Origin of the sequence: Cryobacterium sp. 10I1, from assembly GCF_035019805.1 — a bacterium.
GTDB lineage: Bacteria > Actinomycetota > Actinomycetes > Actinomycetales > Microbacteriaceae > Cryobacterium > Cryobacterium glucosi.
This window is the reverse complement of the sequence record NZ_JASJVF010000120.1, coordinates 1-9,966: the sequence shown is the minus strand read 5'-3', so window position 1 is coordinate 9,966 and position 9,966 is coordinate 1. Positions and strand designations below refer to the sequence as shown.

The window sequence follows — 9,966 nt, the reverse complement described above, 5'->3', positions numbered from 1 at the left end:
CCCGCGCCCCGGGGTCAGCGTCCTCCGCTGCGCCGCTTGTTGAAGATGTCGAACGCGACCGCGAGCAGGAGGACGAGACCCTTGATGGCCATCTGCCACGCGGCATCCACCGAGAGGATCGACAGTCCCATGTTCAGGACACCCATCACGAGGCCACCGACGATGGCTCCGACGACCGTTCCCACGCCGCCCTGAACGGCTGCGCCGCCGATGAAGACCGCGGCGATGGCGTCCAGTTCGTAGTTCTGCCCTGCCGAAGCCACGGCGCCGCCTGCGCGGGCCGTGCTGTCCACGCCGGCGAGTCCGGCGAGCACGCCCATGTTGACGAAGACGTAGAAGTTGACCCACTTGGTCTTCACGCCGCTCATCATGGCGGCGAAGAGGTTGCCGCCGATCGCGTAGACGTGACGGCCGAAGACCGTCTGGTTCAGCATGAACGTGTAGCCGAGAATCAGGACGGCGAGGATGATCAGGATGATCGGGGTGCCGCGGTAGCCGGAGAGAAGCCAGGCCAGCCACATGATCGCGACGACCGCAATGCCGGACTTGACGGCCATCTGCACGACGGATTCCATGGGCAGCTCGAGGCGCCGCAGGGTCGCACGGGTGCGCAGCTGCTGCGCGACGAGGGCGATGCAGGTGATGGCGCCGAGGGCGAGAGTCAGGGTGTCCCGTCCGCCGAGCTCACCCAGCACTCCGGGCAACCAACCTGCGCCGATCGCCGTGAAGGAGTCCGGCAGCCCGCTGATTGTGCCACCGGTCAGCAGGACGAGCGTGAGGCCGCGGAAGATCAGCATGCCGGCGAGGGTCACGATGAAGGCGGGGATGCCGACGAAGGCGATCCAGAAGCCCTGCCAGGCGCCCACGACCGCACCCACGACGAGGGCGAGCAACACGGCCGCCCACCACGGGAAGCCCCATTGGTTCGTCGCGATGGCCGAGACCGCACCGACCATGGCGACGACGGAGCCGACCGAGAGGTCGATGTGGCCGGCGATGATCACGACGACCATGCCGATCGCGAGGATCAACACGTAGGCGTTCTGCTGGATGAGGTTGTTCACGTTGCCGGGCAGCAGCAGCCGGCCCTTCGTGAGCACTTCGAACAGAACGATGATGACGACGAGCGCGGCGAGAATGCCGTACTGGCGGAAGTTGATGGCCAGCCGGGGCTTGCGCGTGGCTGGGGTGGTGGTGGTCATTGCGGTCTAGTCCTTTCCCGCAGTCATGAGGTGCATGAGGCTTTCCTGGGTGGCATCCTTCGCGGCGACTTCGCCGGTGATGCGACCCTCGGAGATCGCGTAGATGCGATCGGAGATGCCGAGAAGCTCCGGTAGTTCGGAGGAGATGACGACGACGGCCTTTCCTGCCGCGGCGAGCTCGTTGATGATGCCGTAGATCTCGTACTTGGCGCCGACGTCGATGCCTCTGGTCGGTTCGTCGAGGAAGAGCACGTCGGGGCCGGTGAAGACCCACTTCGACAGCACGACCTTCTGCTGGTTGCCGCCGGAGAGCTGGCCGGTGATCGACGAGACGCTCGGCGCCTTGATGTTCATCCGCCTGCGGTAGTCGTCCGCGACCTTGTACTCGCGGTGGCGGTCGATCACGCCGAACCGGGCGAGGGTCGCCAGCGCCGCCGCCGAGACGTTCACGGTGATGTCGCCGATCAGGTTGAGCCCGTATTTCTTGCGGTCCTCCGTCGCGTACGCGATTCCGTTGCGGATGGCTTCGTCGACCGTGCGCACCGAGATCTCGGTGCCGTTCTTGAAGACCCGGCCGGTGATGTTGGTGCCGTACGAGCGTCCGAAGATGCTCATGGCCAGTTCGGTGCGGCCCGCGCCCATCAGCCCGGCGAAGCCGACGACCTCGCCCGCGTGCACGGTGAACGAGGCGTTGTCGACGATCTTCCTGCCGATGTCCACCGGGTGGTACGCGTTCCAGTCCTCGACCCGGAGGATCTCTGCGCCGATCTTCGGGTCCCTGGGCGGGAACATGCTGTTGAGGTCGCGGCCGACCATCGAGCGGATGATGCGGGCCTGGGTCGCGTCGGGACCGTGCATGTCGATCGTCTCGATCGTCTTGCCGTCCCGGATCACGGTCACCGTGTCCGCGATCCGGCGGATCTCCTTGAGCTTGTGGGAGATGATGATGCTCGTGATGCCCTGGCCCCGCAGGTGCTCGATCAGGTCGAGCAGGTGGTCGGAGTCTTCGTCGTTGAGAGCCGCGGTCGGCTCGTCGAGGATCAGGAGCTTGACCCGCTTCGACAACGCCTTGGCGATCTCCACGAGCTGCTGCTTGCCGACGCCCAGCTCGAGCACCTTCGTGGCCGGGTTCTCGTCGAGACCGACCCGGGCGAGCAGGCTCGCGGCCTCGAGGTTGGTCTTGTTCCAGTCGATGACGCCGCGGGTGGCGTTCTCGTTGCCGAGGAAGATGTTCTCCGCGATCGAGAGGTACGGGCTGAGCGCGAGTTCCTGGTGGATGATGACGATCCCGACCGCTTCGCTGTCGTTGATCGATCTGAACTGGGCCTCTTCCCCCTCGAATTCGATCGTGCCGTCGTAGCTGCCGTGCGGGTAGACGCCGCTCAGCACCTTCATCAGCGTCGACTTGCCTGCGCCGTTCTCACCGCAGATGCCGTGCACCTTGCCGCGCTCGACTTCGAGGGTGACTGAGTCGAGGGCTTTGACCCCGCTGAAGTCTTTCCCGATGTCGATCATCCGAAGAATCGGACCGTTCATGTGTGTCGCTCCTGTCAGCGAATACGTCGTTCGGGTGCGTACCGACCACGGTGGTGGCGAAGCCCAGGGCCCCGCCACCACCGCAGTCGGTACGGAATTCGGTTTCTTCGGTACGGCTTAGAGGCCGACGTCCGATGCCTTGATGAACCCGGAATCGATGAGCTTCGTCTGCACGAGGTCCTTCGTGACGACCTCAGGGGCCAGCAGGTAAGACGGGACGACCTTCTTGCCGTTGTCGTACGTCTTGGTGTCGTTCACCTCGACCGTTGTGCCGGCCGCGATCGACTGGATCATCGTGAAGACCTGGGCGCCCAGGGTACGGGTGTCCTTCCAGACGGTCATCGACTGGGTGCCCGCGAGGATGGCCTTGACGTTCGCCTTGTCCGCGTCCTGGCCCGTGATGATCGGGTAGTCGGTGCCTGCGGTGTAGCCGGCCGACTTCAGGGAGGCTTCGATGCCGACCGCGAGGCTGTCGTTCGGGGAGAGCACGACGTTGACCTTGGCGCCGTTGCCGTAGAACGAGGAGAGCCGGTTGTCCATCTCGGCCTGTGCCTTGTCGGACGCCCAGCCCTGGATTCCGATCGTGGTCCACGCGTCGTTCGTCTTCGGAGCCTTGCCGCTCGGGACGACCAGCTGGCCGCTCGTCACGTAGGGCAGGAGCACGTCCCATGCGCCGGAGAAGAAGAACTTGGCGTTGTTGTCGTCGGGGCTGCCGGCGAAGGGCTCGAGGTTGAACGGACCCTTGCCGTCCTTGAGGCCGAGTTCCTTCTCGATGAACTGCCCCTGGAGCTGGCCGACCTTGTAGTTGTCGAACGTCGCGTAGTAGTCGACGTCGGCGGTCCCGTTGATCAGGCGGTCGTAGGCGATGACCGTGGCGTCCTGCTTCTTCGCGTCGGCGAGTGCCGGTGCGAGTACCTTGCCGTCGATCGCTGCGACGACGAGGATCTTGGCCCCGCCGGCGACCTGGTTCTGGATCTGGCTGATCTGCTGGTCGGTCTTGTTGTCGGCGTACTGAAGGTCGACGGTGCAGCCGGCCCCTTCGAGCTTGGTCTTGAGGCCTTCGCCGTCGTTGATCCAGCGCTCGAGGCTTCTCGTGGGCATCGAGATGCCGACGTTGCAGTCCGCGATTGCTGCCGTGGTGCTTCCGGTCCCTGATGTGGTGGCCGTTGAACACGCCGCGAGCGAGAGCGCAACGGCCCCCGTAGCGACAATCGTGAACAGCCTCTTGGTTTTCGTCATGATCTGCTTTCTGCTCTGAATGCTGTGATCGCACGAGGAGGCGGCAGGAAAACCACCATTACCCCCTTGTAACGCTGTCATCAACATGGCGACACGCGCTTATGTTGACGCATCCAACATATAACAGGATTCGGCCCCGAGTCACCCCCTCTTTTGGGCCAGGGACGCAGATCTGGCAATTACAACGTGAGAATTCAGGGCCGGAACCGAATTTGTTGCACCAAACCGCAAAACCGTGCGCGTGCACGGTTTTCCCGGCGCGCCAGAGTGACCCTTCCGGTCGAGAGCGACCGCGGAAACGGGCACTCTCGACCGGAAAGGTAGCGGGATCAGGCGGCGGGATCAGCCTCCGGGGATCAGGCGGCGGGGATGATTCCCGTGGCGACGAGCTTCGCGTACCAGAGGGCACTGTCCTTGGGGGTGCGCACCTCGGTGTCGTAGTCCACGTAGACGATGCCGAACCGCATCGAGTAGCCATAGGCCCACTCGAAGTTGTCCATGAACGACCAGACCTGGTACCCGCGCAGGTCGACGCCGCGCGCGAGGGCCCGGTGTGCGGCGGTGAAGTGCCGCTGCAGGTAGTCGGTGCGCAGCGGGTCGTGCACGGCGGGGCCGTCCGCTTCCTGCACGAGGGTGTCCGGAAAGGCTGCGCCGTTCTCGGTGATCATGAGCGGCTGGTCCGGGAATTCCTCGCTGAGCGACACGAGCAGTTCCTCGAGGCCCGCGGGCTCGATGTTCCAGCCCATATCGGTGTACGGGCCGGCCTGCTGCACGAATTCGACCCGGTCGGCGCCGGGCCAGGGAGAGCCGGCGGCGTCCTTGTGGCCGTCGGCGCTCTGGCGCGGGGCCTCGCCGTCCCAGAGCCGCACTCGCGTGGTCGAGTAGTAGTTGACGCCGAGCACGTCGATCGGCTGGTGGATGATCTCGGTGTCGCCGGGCCGCACGAAGGACCAGTCGGTGATCACTGCGGTGTCGGCGAGGACATCCGCCGGGTACTCGCCCTTCAGCAACGGGCCGAGGAAGACCCGGTTGCCGAGGCCGTCGATCTGCCGAACGGCCTCTGGCCCACCGGGGCCCTCGCCTCGCACGACGTGCAGGTTGAGCGTGATCGAGAAGTCCGGGTCGTTCGTGACGACCTTCCGGAGTTCCATGATCGCGAGCCCGTGCGCGAGGTTGAGGTGGTGGACCGCGGTCAACGCCTCCGCACCGTCGGTTCGACCGGGCGCGTGCGCCCCGGAGCCGTAGCCCAGGTACGCGGAGCACCACGGCTCGTTGAGCGTCGTCCAGGTGTCGATCCGGTCGCCGAGAGCCGCGCCCATGATCCGCGCGTACTCGGCGAACGCGTACGCGGTCTCGCGGTTGGTCCAGCCGCCCTCGTCCTCCAGGGCCTGCGGGAGGTCCCAGTGGTAGAGCGTCGCGATCGGACGAATGCCGCGCTCGAGCAGCCCGTCGACGAGCCGCTCGTAGAACGCGAGGCCCTTCTCGTTGACCGGGCCGCGGCCGGTGGGCTGGATCCGGGACCACGAGATCGAGAACCGGTACGCGTGCAGGCCCAGCCGCTGCATCAGGTCGAGGTCTTCCTCGAGGTGGTGATAGTGGTCGCTCGCCTTGTCGCCGGTGTCACCGTTCAGGATCGCGCCGGGCGTGTGGCTGAAGGTGTCCCAGATCGACGGGCCGCGGCCATCCTCATCGAAGGCACCCTCGATCTGGTACGCGGCCGTCGCCGAACCGAACACGAATCCGGCGGGGAACTCCAGCCCCGAGTCGCGGTAGTCCGGGTTGCCCTGGCGGGAATCGGTCATGAGAGGGTGGCCTTTCGATTCGCGGATGCTGAGGTGTCGCCTCCCGCGCGCCTGGCGCGGAACGCGGCGTCCGAGTCACTCTGCACCGTGACCCCGTCGCCGTCTTCCACAATCGTAAAGGTCACGACGGAATCGCCGAGCGGATCCGACACGAGCACGGTCCTGGTGGCGTCGCCGCCGGGATAGACCGTGATCAGGACGTCATCGGTGTAGTCGTAGTCCGGCCGGTCGTCCCTGGCGCCCGTCGCGAGCACAGCACCCTCCCGCACCCACAACGGAATGCTGTCGAACGTGTGGGTCTCGCGGCGCCAGGCCGGTCCGGCCGCGGTCTCGCCGGTCAGGTAGTTCGTCCACGTCCCGGCGGGGAGGTAGTACGACACGTCGCCGGCCTCGCTGAAGACGGGAGCGACGAGCAGGTCGTGGCCGAGCAGGTACTGGCGGTCGAGATAGTCGACCGCGGGGTCGCCGGCGAATTCGATCTGCATCGGTCGCATGAAGGGGATGCCGGTGCGGTGCGCCTCGAGGCCGACCTGGTACAGGTAGGGCATCAGCGAGAGCTTGAGCTTCGTGAAGCGACGGGTGACGTCGACGGCGCTCTGGCCCGGTTCCTCCGTGCCGTCGTCGAAGAGCCACGGCACCCGGTAGCTCGTGGAGCCGTGCAGGCGGGAGTGGCTCGACATCAGGCCGAAGGCGAGCCAGCGCTTGAGCACGGCCGCATTGGGCATGCCCTCGAAGCCGCCGATGTCGTGGCTCCAGAACCCGAAGCCCGAGAGGGCGAGCGAGAGCCCGCCGCGCAGCGTCTCCGCCATCGACTCGTAGCTCGAGGAGTTGTCCCCGCCCCAGTGCACCGGCTGCTTCTGGCCGCCGACGGTCGCGGAGCGCGCGAACAGAACGGCGTCGCCGACGCCGTGGTGCTCCTGGAGCACCTCGAACACGGCGGCGTTGTAGAGCTGGGTGTACCAGTTGTGCATCCGCTCCGGGCTTGAACCGTCGTGCCAGACCACGTCGAGCGGGATCCGCTCGCCGAAGTCGGTCTTGATGGCGTCGACGCCCTGGTCGAGCAGGTGCCGCAGCTTGCCCTGGAACCAGGTGACGGCATCCGGGTTGGTGAAGTCGACGAGGCCCATGCCTGCCTGCCAGAAGTCCCACTGCCAGACGGAGCCGTCAACCCTCTTCACGAGGTAGCCGGCCGCCTGGGCCTCGGCGAAGATCGGGGCGCGCTGGGCGATGTACGGGTTGATCCAGGCGCTCACGTGCAGGTTCTTGCCGTGCAGGCGGGCGAGCATCCCCTCGGGGTCCGGGAACACCCGCGGGTCCCACTCGAAGTCGGTCCAGTTGAATTCGCGCATCCAGAAGCAGTCGAAGTGGAAGACCGAGAGCGGCAGGTCGCGTTCGGCCATGCCGTCGATGAAGGAGTTGACCGTCGCCTCGTCGTACTGGGTCGTGAACGAGGTCGACAACCAGAGGCCGTACGACCAGGCCGGTACCTGGGCCGGGCGCCCGGTCAGCTCCGTGTAGCGGCCGAGCACGTCCTTGGGCGTCGGCCCGTAGATCACGAAGTATTCGAGGTACTCTCCGGCGACGGAGAACTGCACCTGTTCGACCGACTCGGTGCCGACCTCGAAGGAGACGTGCTCTGCGTGGTTGACGAGCACGCCGTAGCCCCGGTTGGTGAGGTAGAACGGGATGTTCTTGTAGGACTGCTCGCTCGAGGTGCCGCCGTCGGCGTTCCAGATGTCGATGGTCTGGCCGTTCTTCACGAGAGGGCCGAAGCGTTCGCCGAGACCGTAGACGAGTTCGCCGACGCCGAGCCCGAGCCGCGCGTGCACGTAAGCGGATGCGGCGGCGAGCCCGGTCTCCGTGACGCCGGAGACCCCGGTGGGTTCCGCCGCGATCGGCGCGCCGTCGGCGAGCTGCAGGTAGCCGATCGATTTCGGCCCGCTCTCGGTCAGGGTGCGCCCGTCGGCCTCGAAGCGGAGGCTCCAGGGGCTCCCCCTGTCGATGCGCGCGGTCAGGGGGCCGCTCGTGACCGTCCCACCGTCCGCGTCGACGGACACGATGCCGCTGCCGGTGACGGCGCCGTCGAGCTCGAACCCGGGCTCCGTGGCTCCGCCGGTGTTCTTGGCCACCCGCACCCGGATCACGCCGGGCAGCGGGGAGGACAGCGTCACCGAGAGCAGGGCACGGTTGAGCACGTCGCCGCGGTGGGCGATGACCTTGGTGGGGGCGTCGATCCGCAGTGCGTCGCCGTCACCCGTCGCGCAGGGCACGACCTCGAGGTCGTACGCCTCCTGCGCATAGAGCGGCGTGACGCCGGGTCGCACGTGCCAGAATCCATCGGTGAACTTCATTACTTGACTGCTCCTGCGGTAATGCCACGCGTCAGCGTGCGCTGGAAGATGAGGAAGAAGACGAGCGTCGGCAGCAGGCCGAGCAATGCGGATGCGCTCGTGGTGGTGACGTCCATCAGGCGATCGCCCTGCAGCACGCTGATCGCGACCGGGACCGTCTGGTTCGCGTTGCTGACCAGGAACGTCAACGGGATCAGGAATTCGTTCCAGGTCCAGATGAAGAAGAAGATCAGGAGCACCGCGAGGGTCGACCGGCTGATCGGGTAGACGACGCGCCAGAGGATCTGCCAGCGGCTCGCGCCGTCGAGGGAGGCCGCCTCGAGGAGTTCCTTCGGGAAGGTTCCGTAGACGCTCGACAGCAGGTAGGTGCCGAAGGCGCTCTGGATGACCGTGAAGATGATGATGACGGCCCAGATGTTGTCGTAGAGGCCGACCTGCTTGAACATGAAGTAGAGCGGGTAGAGCAGGGCCTCCTGCGGCACCATGTTGGCGAGCAGGATGAGGACGACGATCCAGGTCCGACCGCGGATGCGGCCGATCCCGATCGCGTAGGCGTTGAACATCGACAGCAGCACGGCGGCCACGGCGACGACACTCGAGATGACGACGCTGTTCCAGAGCTTCTCCGGGAAGTTGACCCTGGTCCAGAAGTTGATGATGCCGTCGAAGTAGAGGTTGCTCGGCAGGGCAAGGGGGCCGGAGCTGTTGTAGTCGGCCGGAGACTTGAAGGAGTTGATCACGATCATCACGAACGGGATCGCGATGAACAGGCCGATGATGATGGCGATGAACAGGATGACCCAGTCGCCGGTGGTCTTGCGGGTGTGCACCTTGGGCAGCTTGAGCGGCTTGGGTTCCGGGGCGCCGGAATCGCGGCGGGGACGGATCTTGTCGGTCAGGGTAGTCATGGCTAGCGCTCCTCGTCCTGGCGCTCGAGCCGGGTCTGGAAAGTGATGAAGATGATCGCGACGATGGCGACCACGACGGTCAGGGCCGTTGCGATCGTTGCGCCGTAGCCGACCTGCTGGTTCTGGAAGAACTCGCTGTAGGAGTAGTAGCTCGGCACCATGGTCGATGTGCCCGGCCCGCCGCGGGTCAGGGCGTAGATCGGGCCGAACACCTTGAGGGCTGCGATCGTGCAGGTCAGAGTCACGACGAAGATCTCCGGGCGGATGATGCCGACGGTGATGGCGCGGAACCGCTGGAACCAGTTGGCGCCGTCGAGCTCCGCAGCCTCGTAGAGTTCCGGGTCGACGCGCTGGAGTGCGGCCATGAAGATCACGATCGGGTAGCCGAGCTGGACCCAGATCATGATGACCATGATGCAGGCCATCGCGGTGTCCGGGCTGCCGAGCCAGTTGTGTTCGAGGCCGCTGAGTCCGATGGCGCCGAGCACCTGGTTGAGGGCACCGTTCTCCGGGCGGAGGATCCAGCCGATCACGATCGCCGCGATCACGGTCGGCAGGATCTGCGGGAGGTAGTAGGTGGCGCGGAGGAAGCTTGCGATCTTGCCGCCGAACTTCTTGCCGACGAGGTCGAAGAGCATGGCCGCGAGCACGAGGCCGAGCAGGGTTGGGACGACGACCATGGCCACGATCATGGCGATCGAGTTCCCGAACGAGGTCCAGAACACGTCGTCGCCGAAGAGCTTGGTCCAGTTGTCCAGGCCGATCCAGACCGGAGGCTTGATACCGCGGTACTTGGTGAAGGTCAGGAAGAAGTTCCAGCCCAGCGGAACCAGGACGATGATGGTGAGCAGGAGCAGGCCCGGCACGAGGTAGAGCCAGAAACCCTTGCCGCCCGCACCGGGGATGAGGCTCTGCACGGGTGCGCGGC

General features: G+C 65.9%; 7 protein-coding genes. All 7 read right to left on the bottom strand.

The features are described from left to right. Positions 1-14 precede the first annotated feature (14 nt). Complete coding sequence (mmsB, locus tag QN345_RS11375; RefSeq protein WP_134558033.1) at positions 15-1,202, bottom strand: multiple monosaccharide ABC transporter permease; 1,188 nt, start codon at positions 1,200-1,202, stop codon at positions 15-17. A gap of 6 nt (positions 1,203-1,208) precedes the next feature. Then, positions 1,209-2,738, bottom strand: coding sequence for a multiple monosaccharide ABC transporter ATP-binding protein (mmsA, locus tag QN345_RS11370; RefSeq protein ID WP_322188488.1), 1,530 nt, complete (start codon positions 2,736-2,738; stop codon positions 1,209-1,211). A 117-nt stretch (positions 2,739-2,855) separates the two neighbouring features. Beyond that, on the bottom strand, positions 2,856-3,977 hold the full coding sequence (chvE, locus tag QN345_RS11365) for a multiple monosaccharide ABC transporter substrate-binding protein (protein WP_134446856.1): 1,122 nt from the start codon (positions 3,975-3,977) through the stop codon (positions 2,856-2,858). Between the two features lie 356 nt (positions 3,978-4,333). Next, entirely contained in the window at positions 4,334-5,779 is a 1,446-nt protein-coding gene (locus tag QN345_RS11360; protein ID WP_322188490.1) for a GH1 family beta-glucosidase, read from the bottom strand. Further along, entirely contained in the window at positions 5,776-8,130 is a 2,355-nt protein-coding gene (yicI, locus tag QN345_RS11355) for an alpha-xylosidase (RefSeq protein ID WP_322188492.1), read from the bottom strand. The genes QN345_RS11360 and yicI overlap by 4 nt, the downstream gene beginning before the upstream one ends. Further along, a complete protein-coding gene (locus tag QN345_RS11350) occupies positions 8,130-9,038 on the bottom strand; it encodes a carbohydrate ABC transporter permease (RefSeq protein WP_134446850.1) in 909 nt (302 codons plus the stop codon). The genes yicI and QN345_RS11350 overlap by 1 nt, the downstream gene beginning before the upstream one ends. A 2-nt stretch (positions 9,039-9,040) precedes the next feature. Then, positions 9,041-9,966: sugar ABC transporter permease (locus QN345_RS11345; RefSeq protein WP_323508665.1), on the bottom strand; the 926-nt coding region annotated here is incomplete at its 5' end.

Bases quoted from the DNA above. Each gene is read 5' to 3' on its own strand.
- mmsA (WP_322188488.1), bottom strand. From the start codon at position 2,738: ATGAACGGTCCGATTCTTCGGATGATCGACATCGGGAAAGACTTCAGC.
- mmsB (WP_134558033.1), bottom strand. From the start codon at position 1,202: ATGACCACCACCACCCCAGCCACGCGCAAGCCCCGGCTGGCCATCAAC.
- QN345_RS11350 (WP_134446850.1), bottom strand. From the start codon at position 9,038: ATGACTACCCTGACCGACAAGATCCGTCCCCGCCGCGATTCCGGCGCC.
- yicI (WP_322188492.1), bottom strand. From the start codon at position 8,130: ATGAAGTTCACCGATGGATTCTGGCACGTGCGACCCGGCGTCACGCCG.
- QN345_RS11360 (WP_322188490.1), bottom strand. From the start codon at position 5,779: ATGACCGATTCCCGCCAGGGCAACCCGGACTACCGCGACTCGGGGCTG.
- chvE (WP_134446856.1), bottom strand. From the start codon at position 3,977: ATGACGAAAACCAAGAGGCTGTTCACGATTGTCGCTACGGGGGCCGTT.